This is a genomic window from Chryseobacterium sp. AC405b (assembly GCF_979258685.1).
Window position 1 is genome coordinate 3231140 of sequence record NZ_OZ409877.1, and the last position, 19804, is coordinate 3250943.

The 19804-nt window shown below is 34.8% G+C and carries 16 protein-coding genes; 3 read left to right on the forward strand and 13 right to left on the reverse strand.

Translation table 11 applies throughout. The annotated features are described in order from the left end of the window. Positions 1 to 10: 10 nt before the first annotated feature. The 7 genes from ACZZZA_RS15445 to ACZZZA_RS15475 form a co-directional block, all read right to left on the reverse strand. Complete coding sequence (locus ACZZZA_RS15445) at positions 11 to 1429, reverse strand: L-serine ammonia-lyase (protein WP_463433249.1); 1419 nt, start codon at positions 1427 to 1429, stop codon at positions 11 to 13. Between the two features lie 268 nt (positions 1430 to 1697). Next, complete coding sequence (locus ACZZZA_RS15450; RefSeq protein ID WP_463433251.1) at positions 1698 to 3044, reverse strand: ammonium transporter; 1347 nt, start codon at positions 3042 to 3044, stop codon at positions 1698 to 1700. 99 nt (positions 3045 to 3143) lie between these two features. Beyond that, positions 3144 to 3785 carry an alpha/beta hydrolase gene (locus ACZZZA_RS15455; protein ID WP_463433253.1) on the reverse strand — a complete coding sequence of 214 codons (642 nt, stop codon included), beginning with the start codon at positions 3783 to 3785 and terminating at the stop codon, positions 3144 to 3146. Between the two features lie 172 nt (positions 3786 to 3957). Next, the gene (locus ACZZZA_RS15460; RefSeq protein ID WP_463433255.1) at positions 3958 to 4569 is read right to left on the reverse strand and encodes a YceI family protein; all 612 of its coding nucleotides are present in this window, start codon (positions 4567 to 4569) and stop codon (positions 3958 to 3960) included. Between the two features lie 78 nt (positions 4570 to 4647). Then, positions 4648 to 5214 (reverse strand): YceI family protein, encoded by a 567-nt coding sequence (locus ACZZZA_RS15465; RefSeq protein ID WP_463433257.1) that lies wholly within the window; start codon positions 5212 to 5214, stop codon positions 4648 to 4650. Positions 5215 to 5357: 143 nt separating this feature from the next. Beyond that, a complete protein-coding gene (locus ACZZZA_RS15470; RefSeq protein ID WP_463433259.1) occupies positions 5358 to 6407 on the reverse strand; it encodes a glucokinase in 1050 nt (349 codons plus the stop codon). Between the two features lie 113 nt (positions 6408 to 6520). Next, complete coding sequence (locus tag ACZZZA_RS15475) at positions 6521 to 7084, reverse strand: hypothetical protein (protein ID WP_463433261.1); 564 nt, start codon at positions 7082 to 7084, stop codon at positions 6521 to 6523. A gap of 240 nt (positions 7085 to 7324) precedes the next feature. On the opposite strand from ACZZZA_RS15475, the gene ACZZZA_RS15480 reads away from it, so the two are divergent. Further along, positions 7325 to 8701 carry a DUF1800 domain-containing protein gene (locus tag ACZZZA_RS15480; protein ID WP_463433263.1) on the forward strand — a complete coding sequence of 459 codons (1377 nt, stop codon included), beginning with the start codon at positions 7325 to 7327 and terminating at the stop codon, positions 8699 to 8701. A 31-nt stretch (positions 8702 to 8732) separates the two neighbouring features. Next, positions 8733 to 9923, forward strand: a complete 1191-nt coding sequence (locus ACZZZA_RS15485; protein WP_463433265.1) for a DUF1501 domain-containing protein — start codon at positions 8733 to 8735, stop codon at positions 9921 to 9923. 49 nt (positions 9924 to 9972) lie between these two features. Here ACZZZA_RS15485 and ACZZZA_RS15490 read toward each other — a convergent pair whose 3' ends face one another. The 3 genes from ACZZZA_RS15490 to ACZZZA_RS15500 form a co-directional block, all read right to left on the reverse strand. Continuing rightward, a complete protein-coding gene (locus ACZZZA_RS15490; protein ID WP_463433267.1) occupies positions 9973 to 10104 on the reverse strand; it encodes a hypothetical protein in 132 nt (43 codons plus the stop codon). A 59-nt stretch (positions 10105 to 10163) separates the two neighbouring features. Beyond that, the gene (locus ACZZZA_RS15495) at positions 10164 to 11174 is read right to left on the reverse strand and encodes a helix-turn-helix transcriptional regulator (RefSeq protein ID WP_463433269.1); all 1011 of its coding nucleotides are present in this window, start codon (positions 11172 to 11174) and stop codon (positions 10164 to 10166) included. Positions 11175 to 11329: 155 nt separating this feature from the next. Next, complete coding sequence (locus ACZZZA_RS15500; protein WP_463433271.1) at positions 11330 to 11659, reverse strand: HopJ type III effector protein; 330 nt, start codon at positions 11657 to 11659, stop codon at positions 11330 to 11332. A 95-nt stretch (positions 11660 to 11754) separates the two neighbouring features. Between ACZZZA_RS15500 and ACZZZA_RS15505 the strand changes: the two genes are divergently transcribed. Beyond that, complete coding sequence (locus ACZZZA_RS15505) at positions 11755 to 13146, forward strand: RtcB family protein (protein WP_463433273.1); 1392 nt, start codon at positions 11755 to 11757, stop codon at positions 13144 to 13146. Between the two features lie 116 nt (positions 13147 to 13262). Here ACZZZA_RS15505 and ACZZZA_RS15510 read toward each other — a convergent pair whose 3' ends face one another. The 3 genes from ACZZZA_RS15510 to ACZZZA_RS15520 all read right to left on the reverse strand — a co-directional run bounded on the left by ACZZZA_RS15510 (position 13263) and on the right by ACZZZA_RS15520 (position 19732). Then, positions 13263 to 16037, reverse strand: a complete 2775-nt coding sequence (locus tag ACZZZA_RS15510; RefSeq protein WP_463433275.1) for an HD domain-containing protein — start codon at positions 16035 to 16037, stop codon at positions 13263 to 13265. Positions 16038 to 16497: 460 nt separating this feature from the next. Beyond that, entirely contained in the window at positions 16498 to 16932 is a 435-nt protein-coding gene (locus ACZZZA_RS15515; protein ID WP_219969579.1) for a cold-shock protein, read from the reverse strand. A gap of 592 nt (positions 16933 to 17524) precedes the next feature. After that, positions 17525 to 19732, reverse strand: a complete 2208-nt coding sequence (locus tag ACZZZA_RS15520) for a polyribonucleotide nucleotidyltransferase (protein WP_463433279.1) — start codon at positions 19730 to 19732, stop codon at positions 17525 to 17527. Between the last annotated feature and the right edge of the window lie 72 nt (positions 19733 to 19804).

Sequence of the window (19804 nt, forward strand, 5' to 3'; positions counted from 1 at the left end):
AATTTTAAATTTAACATTCCGACACATTCACTGCAATTGCCAAACCACCTTCGGAAGTTTCCTTGAAACGGTCATTCATCGACAAAGCAGTTTCCCACATGGTTTGGATAACCTGGTCTAAACTTACTTTTGCTTTTGCGGGATTACTCTCAAGAGCGATATTGGCTGCTGTGATTGCTTTTATCGCACCCATCGTATTTCTTTCTATACAGGGAATCTGAACTAAACCTCTGATCGGATCACATGTTAAACCCAAATGATGTTCCATTGCGATTTCTGCCGCCATCAAAACCTGACCTACACTTCCACCCAGAATTTCCGTTAAGCCTGCCGCAGCCATTGCTGATGACACGCCAATCTCTGCCTGACAACCACCCATCGCTGCAGAAATTGTCGCATTTTTTTTAAATAAAGTACCTATTTCTCCTGCGACCAGTAAAAATCTTACAATATCATCATCACTTTTAAACGGAGTAAAAGCCTGTGCATACATTAAAACTGCAGGTATCACACCACTTGCTCCATTAGTTGGCGCAGTGATAATTCTTCCGAAACTAGCATTCTCTTCGTTTACAGCGAGCGCAAAACACGCAATCCATTTATTGATATTGGTGAAATTTTCTTCGGCGTCAACGACTTGTTGAAACCATTCGTCTTTATTCTTATAAATCTGTTCGCCCAGTAATTTTCGGTTCATTCCGGCTGCACGGCGTGTAACATTGAGCCCTCCCGGTAAAATACCTTCTTTATTAACTCCTTTATAAATGCATTCTTTGATGTTTTCCCAGATATTAAGAGCTTCCGATCTTGTTTCTTCCTGCGTTCTCCAGCTTTCTTCATTGATTAAAATTAAGTCTGAAATTTTATCAAAACCTAATTTCTCGCAATATTTTGAAATATCTGAACCGTGATGGCAAGGATATAAAGTGCGGACGCATTGTTTTTCTATAGAGTTTTTTTCCTGGCTTGCAATGAAACCACCACCAACGGAGTAGAAATCCTGAACCAGCTCTGTACCATCTTCGAAAACAGCTTTGAAGATCATTCCATTCGGGTGAAAGTCTAAAGACTGAGCCTTATTCAAAACCAAATGATGTCCGTAAACAAAAGGAATTTCTTTTTCTCCGCCTAAATTAAGAATCTGGCTTTCTTTGATGTGACTGACAATATCATCAATTTTTGAAGTATTGATTGTTTTAAAATCTTCCCCATTTAATCCCAACATTCCGGCGATATCTGTACCGTGACCGATTCCTGTTTTGGCAAGTGAACCAAAGAATTCCAAAAAAACTTCTTTTACTTCAGCAATTGATCTTTCTCTTTTTATAATTCTGATAAATGCCGAAGCTGCGTTCCAGGGTCCCATGGTGTGCGAACTGGAAGGACCAATTCCAACTTTGATAATCTCAAAAACCGATATAGATTCCATACGTAATTTTCCTTTTCATGAAACGCAAATATACAGGATAAATTCTAAAAAAATGAAGGATACGAAAGGCTTAATGTAGAGATAATCATGTTTACATTTTAAACACAGAATTGTTGCAGCCCGACCTGAGTGGAGCTCTTTTTTTGTCATTGCGATTGCTGAAAAGTTCTGGAGATTGCTTCACTTCGTTCGCAATGCCAAAAAAAAGCGGGAACGGAGGGCGGATAAAGCTGCCCCAATACAAATTGCTGATGATTTTATGACCATATTACCATTTCAGGCTTTCTTCATGCTGAGACATATCTAATCCCATATTCTCCGACTCTTCAGAAACACGAAGCGTAATAATGCGGTTGGTAATTTTGTACAAAAGTAATGAACCGAAAAATGTGAATACGGAAACCAAAACCAGAGCAATCATGTGGTGTGCAAAAACTCCTATTCCGCCGTGAAGCAAACTGGCATTTTCGCCATGTGCAAAAATAGCGGTGAGAATCATTCCCATAATTCCTCCTACTCCATGGCAGGCAAAAACATCCAGAGTATCATCGATTTTCTTTAAAGCTTTCCAGTTGAGCATGAGGTTAGAAACAATGGAAGCGACAAATCCTATAAACAGACTTTCCTGAATAGAAACAAATCCGCATGCAGGAGTGATTGCCACTAAACCAACGACAGCACCAATGCAGGCTCCTAAAGCAGAAACTTTTCTTCCGTTAATCCGATCAAAGAATATCCAGGTTATCATAGCGGAAGCTGAAGCAATTGTGGTGGTACCAAAAGCAATCGCAGCTGTGGCATTTGCACTTAAAGCTGAACCTGCATTAAAACCAAACCAACCAAACCAAAGCATTCCTGTTCCTAAAATAACATAAGGAATATTAGAAGGTTCATGATGCGGATTTTTTCTTCTTCCTAAAACAATTGCACCCGCCAAAGCAGCAAAACCTGCACTCATATGAACAACCGTACCGCCGGCAAAATCTTTAATCCTGAAAAATTTGTTTAAAAGACCTTCCGGATGCCAAACCATATGACAAAGCGGCGTATAAATGAAAAGACTGAAAAGTACCATGAATAAGAGATAGGAAATAAACCGAACGCGCTCAGCAAATGAACCCGTTATCAAAGCAGGCGTAATCACGGCAAATTTCATCTGAAACAAAGCAAATAAAATAAATGGAATGGTGGAAGCCATCGTTTTATGCGGATATACGCTCACATGATTAAAAAAAGGATAGGTAAACGGATTACCGATAATTCCGTAATGCTCGCCGTTTATTTCAAACCCTAAAGAATCTCCAAAAGACAGCGAAAAACCCACAACGATCCACAAGATAGATATCACACCTAATGCAATAAAGCTCTGCAACATTGTAGAAATCATATTTTTCTTGCCTACCATTCCGCCGTAAAAAAATGAAAGCCCGGGTGTCATAAGAAGAACGAGTCCCGCTGCGGCTAAAATCCAGGCGACATCAGCTCCCACGATATTTTCTTCACCCAAAAAATCCCCTGTATCTGGCAAATCGACACTTGGTTTCCAGAATAATCCGCCAATTGCTATTAAAGAAATTATTACAAATGAAATTTTCCATTTCAAGCCAACTTTCATATATTTTTATTTATAACCCCATCAAAATTATAAATAAATTTTTATAAAACAGTATTAAACACAAATAAACCCTAATTAATTTAGGGCTAATTTATATTTTTAAACAAAAATCTCATGTAACAGATTTGAAACTTCTTTGTGTTTTGTCGCCGGAAAAAGATGAGTACCTCCTTTAATGATGTAATTGGGTTTAGAATTTTTTATTGGAAAAACAATATCCCGATCACCTAAAATCTGAATAACATCTGGATTTTCTTCAAACTTCCACTCTGAAATTCTTTCGACTGACCACTTCAGATAATAAGGATCCCGTACCTGGAAATACTCAATAACTTTGGGATTTTTAGGATCAAAAAACTTTCTCAGCCTTGTATAAAAAACAGAAGTCTGATCATTAAAAAAACGAACAGGTAAATATTTTGGGATCTTTGTGACCTCGCCCATCTTGATCAAACGGGATTTTTCTCTGTCTGATTTGATGCTTCCCATGATTACAACTTTTTCAGCCGGTTTTAAGGTGTTTAATTCCTGCACCATAATTCCGCCAAAAGAATAACCCAAAAGATAAAAAGGTTCGGTTGTATCGATTTTCTCAGCCATTCTAGCTACGTAATCTGCAAAACTTTCATCTAAATCAGGAATCATCCAATCTATAAAAATGATTTCGTGCTGTTCAGGGAATTTCAGTTTCTCCAGAACCTTAAAATCTGCTCCCAAACCACTTACTACATATATTTTCATCTGTATTATAAATGCGTCAAGCTTTATTAAAGCCGATAAGCTTTAGTTTAAATAAATTTTAATCGCTATAAGTTCTAAAAAGATTTTTTACCAAATCCATTTCGCACTACTAAAATAAAAAAAATGGACAACTTAAAAAAAGCTGCCCATAATGATTTATGAAATTTTAACCTTATCTAGGTCTTTCGTTATCAATTTTCTGAGTAGATAATTTGAACTGAATATCCATCTCATCCTTAATGAAATAATCTTTCAGTGAACTCTGATAGAAAACCTTAAAATCTTTTCTGTTTAAAGAAAATCTGGAAGATTCAATTTCCACTGTGAATTGCGTTATATGAGCATTTGCAGGAAACGAAATCGTTTTTCTTACTCCTTTGATGGTAATATCACCAACGATGGTAGAATTGTACTCGCTGTTAGCCAAAGGAATTATTTTTTTCAAATGAAATTTAGCGGTAGGAAATTTTTTAACTTCAAAAAAAGTCGGTCCTTTCAGATCATTGGTTAATTTCACCTGATCAGCACCAGACAAATCTGCAACAACAAGACTTCTCATATCAATCACAAATTCACCGTCTACCAATACCGTCTTATCAAAAGTAAACTTTCCGCTTTTCAGTTTCAGGGTGCCGTAATGTGACGTTGGTACTGTTTTTACAACCTTGTGACCCCACCATTTGATCTCAGATGTAACGACTTTTGAAATTTTATCTCCTTTCTTTTGAGCAAATGCAAATGAAATGCTCGCACACATCATCACAAACAATAATAATCTTTTCATTCTTTTTTATTTACAATTCAACAAAAATAAAAAAAAGTGTAGAACTTCTACACTTTTAACAATATTTTTTTGATTAATTTATTTAGCGCTCACTTTTACAAGCATATCCACCTCATCTTTCACAAAAACATCTTTCATTGAAGATTTGTAAACCACATCAAATTTTTGTCTGTCGAAAGAGAATTTTTTAGACTCCAAATTTACAGTACCATTGGTATTGGTAATTTTTGCAGGGAAGGATACCGGATTTGTTTTTCCTTTCACCGTAAGATTTCCTGATACCAGACGATTGTAAACTTTATCGCTGTTTTTCTTCACAGAAGTTATTTTGAAACTTGCTGTCGGGAATTTTTCAACTTCGAAGAAATCTCCGTTTTTAAGATGACCGTTCAATTTTCCCTGATATTCTCCTGACAGATCCGTAGCGTTGATAGAGTTCATATCTAAAACGAAATCGCCTCCTACAACCTCATTTCCTTTCATGATGATGTTTCCTGATTTTACTTTTACAGTTCCGTCGTGAGAACTAGACTCTGTTTTAGCAACTTTATAACCCCACCAGTGAACATCAGATGTTACTACTTTTTTTGACTGTCCGAAAGCCAGACCACCAGCTAAAACCGCTAATAAAAACATTTTTTTCATGAATACAATTATTTTAATTATTATTTGCTGCAAATGTAATTATCTTATCTGTTAGTTGATCTTGATGTACATCAATAACACAAAATATTTTTATGAATGAAATCATTCAAAGAAAAAGCTCCGAATTTCTCCGGAGCTGTTTTTTATTCTTTATAATAAGCTGCATAGAGAGCAGCGCCGTCAATACTCGTACTATCCGTATTGATCAGATAAATAGGAATGTTCTTCAGCATGTCTTCCATTTTATCGCTTATTTTAAATTTTTCGTAAAATTTATCTTTATTGATGTAGCTTCTGATGATCTGCGGAATGTCTCCTGTGATCAATAAACCACCGGTCGCTTTTAGTTTTAACGTAAGATTGTTTGCCTCTCTTGCTAAAAATTCAATAAATGTATCCAATGCTATTCTGCAAATCATTGCATCTTCTTCTGCCGCTGCCTTGAAGATTTCTTCGGTGAAATTTCCGTTGGCTAATCTTTCTGATAGCCATTCCGGCTCAGGATGTCTTTTTACGTCTCTTAAGAATCTGTAAATATTAAAAAGTCCTGTTTTAGACAATACATTTTCCCAGCTTACAATTCCATAGATGTTATTTAAGAATTGATAAAACTCAACCTCAACATTTGTTCTTGGAGAAAATTCTGAATGACCGCCTTCTGTAGCAAAAGGTCTTAAATATTTTCCGTCAAAGAAATATCCGGCTTCCCCTAAACCATTTCCTGGAGCCAAAATCGCTACATTACCTTTTTCGAGATGACCACTGCTGTAAATAGCATCAAGATCACTGTCTTGTAAAAGAGCAATACCGTAAGCAGAAGCTTCCTGGTCGTTCAGCATAATGACATCTTCAAATCCGAATGTGTTTTTATATTCTTCAATATCAAAACTCCAGCCCAATCTTGCCGGGCTGCTTTTCCCGTTTAAAACTGGTCCCGGAACAGAAATTCCAAGACGTTTCACATTTTGTAGCTGCTCTTCATTGATAAACTGTGTAAGGATCTCAGAAAATGCAGAATATTCTTTAGTAGGATAATTTTTTTGAATTTTAGTTTCAATTCCACCGTTATCAGAAATATAATAAGCGATTGTAGTAACATCTTCACGTAGGTTTACACCAATGATCGAAACATTATCATTACTGTTGTTTTTTACTCCCGGTAAAAAAAGTGGAAATTTTGGATTTAAGTTCATAATCACTAATTTTATCAAATATAATAATTGTTTTGGTAATTCTTGCTAGGTAGAACAAAACCTTTTCAGAAAATCGAAAAGGTTTGGTTAATAACTAATTATATAGGTTTTAATTATTTTCCTAAAGGAATGTTGTAAGAAAATCCTGCTCCGATGCTTCCCACATTATAGTCCTGATTGGCTACATCACCATTACTTCCTGAGAATACTTTCTGATATTGAAGGAAGAAATTCCAGTCTTGATTGTGATATCCGATCTCCGGTTTTAAATAGAAACCACCATCTGGTCTGTCTGCTGTTGAGTTGTTTGCGACCTTGTCATCTCCCACTAAAAATCCGTAACCAAGATCTGCTCCGAAGTAGAAACCTGTCTGCTTAGGATAAATTCTGAATAGTGCTGCAACCGGGACTACACCCACATCATTATTATCATATCCGTTATTTTCTTTTCCAAAATAATGAGTATAACCTGTTGCAATACCCAAACCAAATCCCGGAGTGATCAGGTTTTGATACGCTACATCTACACCTACCGCTGCAGAAAGGTTATCAGAAGGAACAGCAATACCTGCAGTTGCCCCAACTTTAATCATGTTATTCATACTTACACTCTGTGCACTCACTAATCCTGCTGTTAAAATTCCTGCTCCTAAAATAGCTTGCTTAAACATTTTCATAACTCTGATTTTTATAATTTTACTAAATGTGGATGAGGAAAAATCATGCCAAAATAATTCACAAAACAGTTTTAAACCCTTATTAAATATGATAAATAAATGATTATCAGTATATTAAATTTGGTATTAATTAAATAGTTGTTTAACTTTATACAATATCCAATATTAAATTTCGTTTTAATCTGTCATTATTCTTTAACTTCTATTACATTTAGAGATCAAAAAAATAAAACAGAACGTATGGCAGCTTCTTCTCTGACTGAAAATAAACATCTCCTTTCAAGAGCCGGTTTCGGAATAGCAACCGAGCAAGTGAGAGATTTAAAAACAAGAGATAAAAAAATAATTTTAAAAGAATTATTCACAGAAGAAGTCTTTTCACCTATACAATATCAATCTCCGGATATTGAACCCATACCATATGATGATCCCAAAGCTAATGCAATGCAGAAAAGGGAAATTCAAAAAGTCAATCAGAAGCAAAATACAGAACTGAATCTCAATTTTCTGAAAAAAATGACGGAAAGCAAAGAACAGCTGAGAGAAAAAATGGCTTTTTTCTGGCACGGACATTTTGCCACGAGAATCAACAATCCCAAATTCAATCGGCAACTTCTCAATGTGATTCGTGAAAAGGCTTTAGGAAATTTCAAAGATTTATTGTTTGAAGTCAGTCGCTCTCCCGCAATGCTTAGCTTTCTGAATAATCAGCAAAATAAAAAAGATCATCCCAACGAAAATTTTGCCCGTGAAGTGATGGAACTTTTTACAATGGGAAGAGGAAATTATACCGAAAAAGATATTCGGGAAGCTGCAAGAGCATTTACAGGTTGGGGTTATGATAAGGAAGGGAATTTTAATGAAAGAAAAAAACTTCACGACACCGGTACAAAAACTTTTCTCGGGAAAACAGGAAACTTCACGGGTGATGATGTTTTAAATATTATTTTGGAACAAAAAGAAACAGCAGAATTTATCACGACAAAAATTTACACTTTTTTTGTGAATGAAAAACCGGATGCAACCATTATTAAAAAACTCAGCCAAAACTTTTATGAATCCGGGTACGACATCAAAAAACTGATGAACGATATTTTTTCCAGTTCGTGGTTTTATGACAGGAAAAATATCGGAAACAGAATAAAATCACCAACAGAACTTCTTGTCGGAATGATGCGAATTTTACCCATGGAAATTCAGAATCCTGAGAACATTACCGTTTATCAGAAACTTCTGGGACAAATGTTGCTTTATCCGCCCAATGTAGCAGGCTGGCCAAACGGAAAATCATGGATTGACAGTTCTACTCTGATGTTGCGACTTCAGATTCCGCAGATTTGGTTAGGTTTAAGACCAATGGAATATTCAGCAAAAGAAGATGACGACATGGATATGGGAATGAAATCCCGGGAAGCTTTAAATAAAAGTTTTAAAAATCCAAATATCACCATTGACTGGGCCAAAGTGGATCAGGTTCTGGATGGTAAAAAAGCTGAAGATTATTTGATTATCAATCCAGAATCTTTGGATATGAAGATCGTGAAACAGTTTTCTGACCAGAGTCTGAAAATGAATGTCATCAATCTGATGTCGACACCGGAATATCAATTGATGTAAAGCTCACTGTAAACTTTTAAACAAAATCATTATGATTATCAAAAGAAGAGAATTTTTAAAAATAAGTTCGTTAGCAACGGCTTCGTTATTTGTACCTAACTTTCTGCAGTCGATGACGTTGGACAATGCGCTGAATCCTAATCAGAAAATTTTAATTGTACTTCAGTTTACAGGTGGAAATGATGGCTTAAATACGATTATTCCTACTAAAAATGACATCTATTTTAAAGAAAGAAGCAATATTGCTGTTACAGATTCTTTAGCATTAAATGACGAAACAGGAATCAATCCGGCTCTGTCTTATTTTAAAGAATTACATGACAGTGGCGAACTATCATTGATGAATAATGTAGGGTATCCCAATCCTGATAAATCGCATTTCAGAAGTATGGATATTTGGCATTCTGCAAGCAAAAGCGACGAATTTCTGGAAACAGGATGGCTCGGAAGATTCCTGGATGAAGAATGTTATAAATGCGAACATCCAACGCAGGCTCTGGAAGTTGATGATATGTTGAGTCTGGCTTTAAAAGGTGAAAACAACAAAGCTTTTGCCTTTAAAGATCCTAAAAAATTATATCAGACCAGTCAGGAAAAATATTTTAAATCTCTTTATGAAAACGACCATCACCATGAGGAGGAAACAGTTTCTTATTTATACAAAACCTTAGGTTCAACGATCAATAATGCTGATTATATCTTTGAAAAAAGCAAGGCAAAAAAATCGACACAGGAATATCCTAATTCTAAGTTGGGCAAAGACTTTAAAACAGTTGCTTCATTGATTAAATCGGATATCAATACCCAGGTTTATTATCTTTCGATAGGAAGTTTTGACACCCACGTCAATCAAAATGAAAGACAGCAGAAATTGTTTGGAGAAATCAACGATGCTGTGAAATCTTTCGTTGCAGATATGAAAGCCAACGGATTGTTTAATGATATTTTACTGATGACTTTCTCAGAATTCGGAAGACGTGTTGCCCAAAACGCAAGCAAAGGGACTGATCACGGAACCGCCAACCAAATGTTTTTCATCAGTGGTGGATTAAAAAAGAAAGGTATTTTAAATGCCCTACCCGATTTGCAGAATTTAAATGAAGGAGATTTAATTTACACCGAAGATTTCAGAAAAGTCTACGCCACAATTCTCAAAAACTGGCTGAATGCCGATTCATCAAAAGTTTTGGGCTGGAAAAACGGGGTGTATGATTTCGTATAAAATGAAAAAGCCTTACACAGTGTAAGGCTAAATTATTAAAGTTGTTTTGTTAATGAGGCGAAGGAATCTGCTTATTAGGATCTTTCACTACATCTTTCTTTTCTGTAAATTTCTTGATCAGAAATTCGATAACCAGTGGCGCAACGAGCGTAAGTATTGTTTTAAAAAGTCTTGATCTCATACTATTTATTTTTCCTGATAATTACAATATCTGCGCCAAAATTTTTACTCCTAAAAAAATTACATTTTGAAGTCGTTCTGATAATTTGCATTGGCAATCCTCAGACTTTTGGCAATCCTTTGCTTTAACTTCCTGGGTGCTAAAACAGTTAAAAATTCTCCCATTCCCAGGATCATTCTTTCCAGTTCAAAATTGAGCTGCACACAAATTTTAAAAGTTGTGCCGTTTTCATCTTCACTCATAATCTCCTGAGAGTGATGAAATGGTTTTGTTTTTACATAAGGTGCGTGTTTTGAATTCACTACAAAAATAACATTTTGCGGTCGTTGGGTTTCAGAAACCGTTGCACCGATCACTTCTCCGAAATAACGGTCTGCATCAAAATCTTTATCAATATATTCACTGTTTTCATCGATCTTAATATCTTCCATTCGGTCCAGAGCCAGATTGAAAATCGCATTTTTGTACCAACAAATCAAAAACCAGCGATTGTTATATTCTTTCAATAATTGAGGATGAACCGTCAGAATATTTTCTTCTTTCGCTTTAAAACTTTTATAGGTAATTTTCAAAACCTTTTTATTTAAAACACTTTCGTACAAAATATCGATATGCTCCAGACCTTTCAGCCGTTCATTTTTATCTAAATGAATGATTGATTTTTGATTGGTTGAATGAATCGAGTCTTCCAGTTTCTGAATGACACCGTTCATGTCTTTAAACATTGAAAAATCTTTAAACTGCTTTAAAATCTGCACCGCATTATTCATTGCTTTGAGATCATTTTCGTTCACAGAAATCTGGTGAATGCTGTAATCCGGGTCGCTGTATCGGTAGTATTTTCTTTCATAAACTTCAATGGGAGCTTCATACCCGAATTTTTCACTGCGCATATTCTGCAGATCAAGCTGCACCGTTCTTTTGCTTACAAAAGATTCTTTGCCTTCAAATTCAAACAACGCTTCGGAACATTCTTCAATCAAATCTTCTAAAGTGTATTGCTTGTATTTATTTTTAAGGCATTTATCCAAAGTTTTATATCGTATAAGAGCATTTTTGTTGGATGACATAGCTAAAGGCAAAGATTAAGGCTGAATTTAAAACTAAAGCGACTGAAATTCCCATCCTCTGGAGGGGTGGCGAAAATTTAAAGAATTTTTGACGGGGTGGTTATAAAGAATAACACTTTGTCATTCTGTAGGAATCTCAACAATTAAGGAAAATACTATTTTCTCTTCAAAGCTTCCCCTTGAAAAGAAATTCCATCCCAGCCAAATTCTATAAAATTCCTGATATTCTGATGATCTGTTCCTTCGGGATTTTTCAAAACATCTTCCCGGTAAAAAGAGCCGAAAAGAGAAAGTGTATCTTCTTTTGACAAATCATTCAGCCTTCCAAAACTGAAAACTTTGCATGAACCGTTATTCTGATCTGCTTCGTTCACCATATTTCCGTTGGTGAATTTTGTCGGAGTAAAATCATAGTGCTCATCGATGTATGCAATAACATCGTTAAATTGAATCGTTTCAGAAGAAGTTTTTAATTGTTCTAACATTTTTTAAAATTTATCAAAAATAATTAAAATTAAATCATCTGCGCAAAAAGATTACGCAACAAGCCCATTACTTTGCATCATCAAATAACGAACAAATGAATACAACTAAAACAATCAACGGAAACGATTTAATCGAATTAGGATTCAGACCTGGAAAATGGTTTAATGAAGCAATACAATATATTAATGAAAATCAATTAGACGAAAATGATCTGGCAACTTATCTTGAACAGTTCAGATCACCGGATCCGATTCCACTACATGAAGAGCCTAAAGATTTTATCATCAACATCCGTCCGGAACATGACAATGAAATCGACAATGTAGAAAAAGTCATCAACACGATGAAAGTTTTAATGAAAACTCCAACATTAATCAATGGAGCCATTATGCCCGATGCGTGTCCTACAGGTCCCGAAGGTCACATTCCGGTTGGCGGAGTGGTCGTTGCGAAAAATGCAATTCATCCCGGATTTCATAGCGCAGATATCTGCTGTTCGGTCATGTTGACAGACTTTGGAAAAGCTGATCCTAAAGAAATTCTGGATGCCGCCCATTCTATCACCCATTTCGGATATGGAGGAAGACCGAGAGGTGAACAAATGGAAATGTCGCAGGAATTGATGGATGCTTTCAGAGACAATTTCTTTTTGAATGACGAACGATTAATCAGCATTGCAAGATCCCACATGGGAACTCAGGGCGATGGAAACCATTTTCTTTTTGTAGGAACTTCAAAAAACACAGGAAACACAATGATGGTGACGCACCACGGATCACGAGCTCCGGGAGCAGCTTTGTACGACAAAGGAATGAAAATTGCCAACCGTTTCAGAATGGAAATTTCCCCGGAAACTTTAAAAGAAAACGCATGGATTCCTTTTGAAACTGAAGAAGGAAAATCATATTGGGAAGCTTTGCAATTGATCAGAGCATGGACGAAGGAAAACCATGAAGCTATTCATAACGCAGTTTTAGAGAAATTAAAGATCGAAAAACAAAACAGATACTGGAACGAGCATAACTTCGTTTTCAAGGATGGAGATTTATTTTACCACGCAAAAGGAGCAACTCCGTTGGATGACAAATTTATGCCCGATATTACCGGACCAAGATTGATTCCGTTGAATATGGCAGAACCTGTTTTAATCGTTCAGGGGAAAACCAATGACAGAAACTTAGGTTTTGCGCCGCATGGAGCAGGAAGAAATTTCAGCAGAACACAGCATAAAAAATCATTGGCTCATAAAACCATTGAAGAAGTTTTTGAAGAAGAAACGCAAGGATTAGACATCCGTTTCTTTACAAACGACATTGATATTTCCGAACTTCCGACCGCTTATAAAAGTGCCAAAAACGTCAGAGCACAAATTGAAGAATACGGATTGTGCGAAGTCCTGGATGAAGTGATGCCTTATGGATGTATTATGGCGGGAGATGTGCAGAAAAATGCGCCCTGGAAGAGGAAGAAGTTTAATAAAAATTAGAACTAAAAACCGCTTGTCATGTGCAAGCGGTTTTTAATAATTTGACAAACATTATTTTCAAAATTTCTTGATTATTTCTTGATAAATTACTCATAAGATTTACAATTCATGCATGGTCATTTACTAACATAGTGGGATAATTCTTTAAAGGCTTCCTTATACAATTCTCTACGTTTAGACATCTCATATGGTATAATATAATTGGTTTTAATATACTTTTTAAAAAGTTCATTTAGAATATTTCCCTCTTTTGTGGTAAAGGACAAATTTGTAATCTCTTGAATAGAAGCTGCTCTATTCAAAAGGTTTTTATTAATATCATTTAATCCTGTTAATATTTTTGGATTGGTATGATTGTAATCATACATTGTATAAAGGACGTACTTCTGATTTTGATCAATTATATTAACATTATCTAAAACATATCTATTAAGTCTTTTAACTTTATCTTGAAATAACGATACATATTTATTTTTCTCCAGTAATATTAAGCCTCCACCAAGGGGAGCAACATTACCCTCTTGATAAGTAAGATTAATTTTAGTATTCAATTTAAAGTCAAATAAACACTTTTCATATCCTGAAATATCAACTTCAATTTGTTTATCATCACTAATGATTCGTATAAATTGAAAATCATCTTTTACGCCATTAATAAAATATTCTGAATCAATAATGAACCCCTCAGATCCAAATAAAAAATGAGGACTATGAATGATTTCGGGATCAGTAAAGGATTTGGTATTAATTTCTCTGAACAATAATTGAGCAATAAAATGCTTAGCAGTTTCTATCTTTAACTCATTTTCGAATGGAAATTCATCGCAATCAATATCATTTCTATCAAGTTTAACTGGAAATACACCCTCCTTATCAACAATAAGTAAACTTGGTTTCCGATCAATAAGCATTTGTTGATAGTATCCATAAGGAGAAGTTTGATAACTTTCTGGATATCTAAAACGACGGGAATTGTAATCTTCCATTATTATAATTCCATTGCAAGCAATTAAATTTGAATTTCTATTTCTAATTTTCAGATCATATGTCCAAGATACTTTTTCAAAGTCGCTTGTAGAAAAATCAAAAAATTGAATATTTTCTATAATATTTTTACGACTTACGCTTTCTTGATCTACAGAAAAGTTTGTTTTAGGTTCATCATACAAGTACCAATTGGTCCATTTTATAGAGTTATCTCGATAGTCCCATTTGTGATTAATAAGTTTATTTCTGTCCTCATTATTAATTACAACAGATATTTTAGTGCCAAAATCATCTTCTGAATTTCCTTTATTTATATTTATATATGGTGCATCAATAGTCGCTGCAAAAAAATGGTATTCGCTATTGTGAATATTCTTAGTCTCGACTTTAATTTCTTTACCTAGTAGAAAGGATGCTAAAACACCGATGCCAAATTTTCCATTACGATTTATTTTAGTTTTACCATCTTCATTAACAAATTGTTTCTTCCATTCCATACTTTTACGAAACGAATTCCCAACGTTTAAAAAATAATTAATAATTTCATCAGAAGACATACCTTTTCCATTATCCTCAATTTTAAAGATACTTTCATCATCATTTAACCTATCAATTGAAATTTCTATTTTTGGAAGATAATTATAATTCTTATTTTGATACTCAATCTCTTTCCTTTCGAAACATGCATCAATTGAATTTTGCAATAATTCGCGGACACCGAACGTTGGATTATCACCATATAGTGGAGCTACAAGCAATTTTGACAAATTGTTGTCGGCATTAAAAGTTATTTTTTTAGGTACATATTCTAGTTTACTTAGAAACTTTTTATTATCCAAATTTGATAAAATTCTTCTAAACTTTATCGATGGTTTGTTTTGAGGAATGAATCCGTAAACTTCACCTAAAACTGCCCAAGATTTATCTAATTCATTTTGTATATCTGCTATAAGCGTTTTGATTTTAACAAACATTTCACTATCATTCGGACTACAGTCTACATAAATACTTTCCTCATCCACATTATTGAAGTTTATTGAATTTACAGCTAAATGACTTTGATTTTCTAACTGTGATATTGGACTATTAAATGTTTTTAGTTTTAATAGATATGTATTAACACGAGAATTATCTATTTGTATATAGTCTGCAATTCTCAAGATGACCATCAAATAGATTATATTAACTCCATGTGGATTCCTCCAACTATCATGACCTATATCCATTAAGTAAGCAAAAGTGTCTCGAATATTCATACCATGACTTCTTGCCAATATTCCTGCTAACTCTTTCGTTTGTACATTTAATTTATCTGTCCCAAAATTAATAAGACCTTTCTCGCTTTTTAGACCTCCTAATGAAACTTCCTGAGCAAATCTACAATGATGTCTACGAATGAATTCTCCGATCAATTTTTTATCATAGCCCGTTAAATTATCTTTGTTATCAAGATTAGGATTTAAAAAAGGTATTGAGCTATCTCCAAAAACATTTTGTTTTTGTACACTACTAAATCTTTTTACTTCTGTTAAGTATTCATTCCATAACTGGATCCAAGTTTTATCATCTATAATATTGTTTTTACATTTATCATAGTCACCATTAAGCATACCTTTAAAAGTAGCTAACTCAACATGCATTCCTATATCATGTAAAACAATTGAAAGTATTAAAATTGAAATTTCAGTAGCTGTAATATTTTTAAAAGAATCAATAGAAATAATAAATTCTGCAGACTCTAAAACCTTTTCAATATGGTCAATACCATGATCTGTATATTCTTCAAAAAAATATAATTTATTATCTTTAAATATTGGTTCAAAAGAAGAAATAACATCTAGCACAACCGAATTAGCAATTTGATTTTTTGATAGGATATCTGTAAACTTGTCAGGTATTTTCATTAGAAATTTAATAATTTATAAATAAGCTAATCACATTTCATCTTTTGTCTTAAACTGTACACAAATATATCTATATTTCGCAACAATAATCATATTGATAAAGATTTATATATAATACCTCACTCATATCTTAGCATCATAGCACTCCAACAAAATCAGATTGCACCCATTAAATTTCCGTGTTATCTCCTCTCGCGCCAAAGAAAACAAACCTCAGTTTCCGAGCCGGGGTTTTATATTTGGAAAACTAATTTAAAAACACAAATATTATGTCAAGTGCCTCTGAAGTTGGACACGCTAAAAATGTAGCGAACCTTCAAAAATCACACAACAAGTTACCACTTACAATCTTTACAGTCATCCGGTAGAGCGTTCTAAAAGAATAATCTTATATCCGGAAATTATAAAACAAAAAACCGCTTCATCACTGAAGCGGTTTGTTTTTATGTATAGTGTAAAACTATCTGATGATTTTGATATTGATCGCAGAAAAACCTTTTGGTGATCTTTCTTTTTCGAAAGATACCTTGTTTCCTTTTTTAATGATATCCACACAGTTGTTACTGTGAAAGAATACATTTTCTTTAGAATTATCTTCTGTGATAAATCCGTACCCTTTGTCGCTGAAAAATGTAACGATACCAGACTTGATTGGATCTTCTTCCTGAATAGGAGCTGCACCCAACTGAATGTTATCCAAATTGATAGCCTCTGCATTAGAGTTATCAGGAGGTGTACTTGTTAACTGACCGTTTGCATCTACATACATGATCATATCATCAAGACTTTTCCCTTTGTCATTGGTGTTCTTTCGGTCCTCGCGACGTATCGCTTTTTCCTTTTGCTTCTGTAATTTTTTCTTAAAGTTTTCTTTTTTTGAGAAAGAATCCGCCATATATTATTGTATATTAATTGTTATTCTTGAGTTATTTTTCAATGATTTTATCTTATTTCACCTGATAAATACATCGAAAAGGTCGTACTGATTACTATGAAAAGATGATGTTAAAATCTCTTCGTAGTTTTACTGCATTAAGATAATAATTTTTTTTGAATTTAAAATCGTTATCAGGGATTTTTTTATTCCTAAACTTTCTTATCCTGAACAGAGATAAAAAGGTATTCTAAAATTGATCAGTAATGGTGATTCAAATTGCCTGCTCAAATATTATTTCTGAAATAAGTAAAATTGGCACTTGGAATAATGTAAACTGAGGAAAAATGAGTATTCTAAACTGTAAATAGTTATGAAAAGCAGAAACCTTCTTATTAATTATACTGCAAATATACGACAAATCCTCGAAATAATCATAATTATTTAAATTATTGATTTTCAGTTTTGTTTTCAAACAACCCTTCTTCAAATTTCATCTCGAAAGTCAATCGGGATTTTTCGAAAAAAACTTAAATTCTTTTCATTATTCAAATAGTTGCAGAAAACAAAAATCCCTCTTTTTGAGGGATTTAATATGATTAAGAATCAATTCTTAAGCTTCGTTCAAAGGTTTGTGTTCTCCCGGTTGGTCTCTGCCTTTAGGATTTACGTTCTCTTCATTTCTAGGTTTCGGAGCCGGTCTTTCTGGTCTTGGCAACAAAACTTTTCTTGAAAGCTTCATCTTTTTACGGTCATCATAACCCATAAATTTCACCTCAACTTCGTCACCTTCTTTATAAGGAACTTTATCCAGACGAGCCCATTCGATTTCAGAAATATGAAGTAATCCTTCAGTTCCTTTTGCAATCGCTACGAAAGCTCCGAAATCCATTACTTTCACTACTTTACCCTGGTAAACTTCACCTACAGTTGGTACAAAAGTGATCTCGTTGATTTTGGCAATCGCTTCGTTGATTTTATCTCTGCTCACACCAGAAATCTCTATTCTTCCGATTTCGCCAACTTCTTCAATTGCGATAACGGTGTCTGTATCTTTCTGCATCTGCTGAATGATTTTTCCTCCAGGTCCGATAATCGCACCGATGAAATCTTTAGAAATCTCCAGCATGACCATTTTCGGCGCGTGAGGTTTCACGTCTTCTCTTGGTGCAGAAATCGTTTCATTTAATTTATCAAGAATATGTAATCTTCCGTCTCTAGCCTGTAGAAGCGCTTTCTCCATAATTTCCATAGACAATCCCTGAACTTTAATGTCCATCTGGCAAGCCGTGATTCCGTCTGCAGTTCCGGTTACTTTAAAGTCCATATCTCCTAAGTGATCTTCATCACCCAAGATATCAGAAAGTACAGTGAATTTACCAGATTTTACATCAGTTACCAATCCCATTGCGATCCCGGAAACCGGTTTTTTGATTTGTACACCTGCATCCATCAATGCTAAAGTTCCTGCACAAACAGTTGCCATAGAAGATGAACCGTTTGATTCCAAAATATCAGAAACAATACGGATGGTGTAAGGATTTTCTTCCGGGATCATATTTGCCAAAGCTCTCTGAGCTAAGTTTCCGTGACCCACTTCTCTTCTTGAAGTTCCTCTCAAAGGACGAGCTTCACCCGTTGAGAACGGCGGGAAGTTATAATGTAAGAAGAATCTTTCGTCGTAGTTGACCATTACGCTGTCTACCATGTTCGCATCTTTTACTGAACCTAAAGTTACAGCAGTTAAAGATTGCGTTTCACCTCTTGTGAAAATGGCAGAACCGTGCGCTCCCGGTAAATAATCTATTTCGCTCCAGATCGGACGAATCGTTTGCGGATCACGACCATCAAGACGGATTTTATCATTCAAAATCATCTGACGCATCGCTTCTTTTTCCACATCGTGGAAATATACTTTTGCGAAAGGCGTTACTCTTTCTAATTCGTCTGCGTGTTCAACATACTGAGCTAAAAACTCAGCCAAAACAGCTTTGAATTTTTCGTGTCTTTCCTCTTTTCCTGAAGGAATTTTTGCTACCTCGTATACTTTATCGTATGTTTCTTTCCACACTTTCTCACGAATTGCTTCGTCGTGATTTTCGTGGCTGTATTCTCTTTTTGGTAAAGATTTGCCTACTTTTTCAGCCAATCTTTCCTGAGCTTCTACCTGTTTTTTGATTTCAACGTGAGCGAACTGGATTGCTTCAAGCATTTCTGCCTCAGAAATTTCTTTCATTTCACCTTCTACCATTACGATAGAATCTTTCGTTGCTCCTACCATAATATCAAGGTCGGCCAATTTAAGATCTGCGTAATTAGGATTAACTGATAATTTTCCGTCAATTCTTACTACTCTTACTTCAGACATTGGTCCGTTGAAAGGAATATCAGTGATTGCAATCGCTGCAGAAGCTGCAAGACCTGCCAAATCATCAGGAATTGAAACTCCGTCATAAGAAATTAATGAAATCATTACCTGAACTTCCGCATGGAAATCTTCCGGGAATAATGGTCTCAAAACTCTGTCTACCAAACGCATCGTCAGGATTTCCTGATCTGAAGGTCTGGCTTCTCTTCTGAAAAAGTTTCCGGGGATTTTTCCGCCTGCGTAGAATTTTTCTCTGTAATCTACTGTTAAGGGTAGAAAATCTACACCTTCTTTTGCTTCTTTGCTGGCAACAACAGTTGCTAAAAGCATTGTTCCGCCGATTTTTACGACTACAGAACCATCAGCTTGTTTTGCTAATTTTCCTGTTTCGATTGTGATCTCTCTGCCGTCTGCAAGAATGATCGTTTCTGTAATTGCTTGAGGTATACTCATAAATTGTTTTGTGTTGCACTCCGTATTGAGCGCTTTAATTATTATAATTTCGTCTAAAAATGTGGTGCAAAT

Bases quoted from the DNA above. Each gene is read 5' to 3' on its own strand.
- ACZZZA_RS15505 (WP_463433273.1), top strand. From the start codon at position 11,755: ATGAATACAACTAAAACAATCAACGGAAACGATTTAATCGAATTAGGA.
- ACZZZA_RS15515 (WP_219969579.1), bottom strand. From the start codon at position 16,932: ATGGCGGATTCTTTCTCAAAAAAAGAAAACTTTAAGAAAAAATTACAG.
- ACZZZA_RS15480 (WP_463433263.1), top strand. From the start codon at position 7,325: ATGGCAGCTTCTTCTCTGACTGAAAATAAACATCTCCTTTCAAGAGCC.
- ACZZZA_RS15450 (WP_463433251.1), bottom strand. From the start codon at position 3,044: ATGAAAGTTGGCTTGAAATGGAAAATTTCATTTGTAATAATTTCTTTA.
- ACZZZA_RS15495 (WP_463433269.1), bottom strand. From the start codon at position 11,174: ATGTCATCCAACAAAAATGCTCTTATACGATATAAAACTTTGGATAAA.
- ACZZZA_RS15490 (WP_463433267.1), bottom strand. From the start codon at position 10,104: ATGAGATCAAGACTTTTTAAAACAATACTTACGCTCGTTGCGCCACTG.
- ACZZZA_RS15455 (WP_463433253.1), bottom strand. From the start codon at position 3,785: ATGAAAATATATGTAGTAAGTGGTTTGGGAGCAGATTTTAAGGTTCTG.
- ACZZZA_RS15500 (WP_463433271.1), bottom strand. From the start codon at position 11,659: ATGTTAGAACAATTAAAAACTTCTTCTGAAACGATTCAATTTAACGAT.
- ACZZZA_RS15520 (WP_463433279.1), bottom strand. From the start codon at position 19,732: ATGAGTATACCTCAAGCAATTACAGAAACGATCATTCTTGCAGACGGC.
- ACZZZA_RS15475 (WP_463433261.1), bottom strand. From the start codon at position 7,084: ATGAAAATGTTTAAGCAAGCTATTTTAGGAGCAGGAATTTTAACAGCA.
- ACZZZA_RS15510 (WP_463433275.1), bottom strand. From the start codon at position 16,037: ATGAAAATACCTGACAAGTTTACAGATATCCTATCAAAAAATCAAATT.
- ACZZZA_RS15460 (WP_463433255.1), bottom strand. From the start codon at position 4,569: ATGAAAAGATTATTATTGTTTGTGATGATGTGTGCGAGCATTTCATTT.
- ACZZZA_RS15465 (WP_463433257.1), bottom strand. From the start codon at position 5,214: ATGAAAAAAATGTTTTTATTAGCGGTTTTAGCTGGTGGTCTGGCTTTC.
- ACZZZA_RS15485 (WP_463433265.1), top strand. From the start codon at position 8,733: ATGATTATCAAAAGAAGAGAATTTTTAAAAATAAGTTCGTTAGCAACG.
- ACZZZA_RS15470 (WP_463433259.1), bottom strand. From the start codon at position 6,407: ATGAACTTAAATCCAAAATTTCCACTTTTTTTACCGGGAGTAAAAAAC.
- ACZZZA_RS15445 (WP_463433249.1), bottom strand. From the start codon at position 1,429: ATGGAATCTATATCGGTTTTTGAGATTATCAAAGTTGGAATTGGTCCT.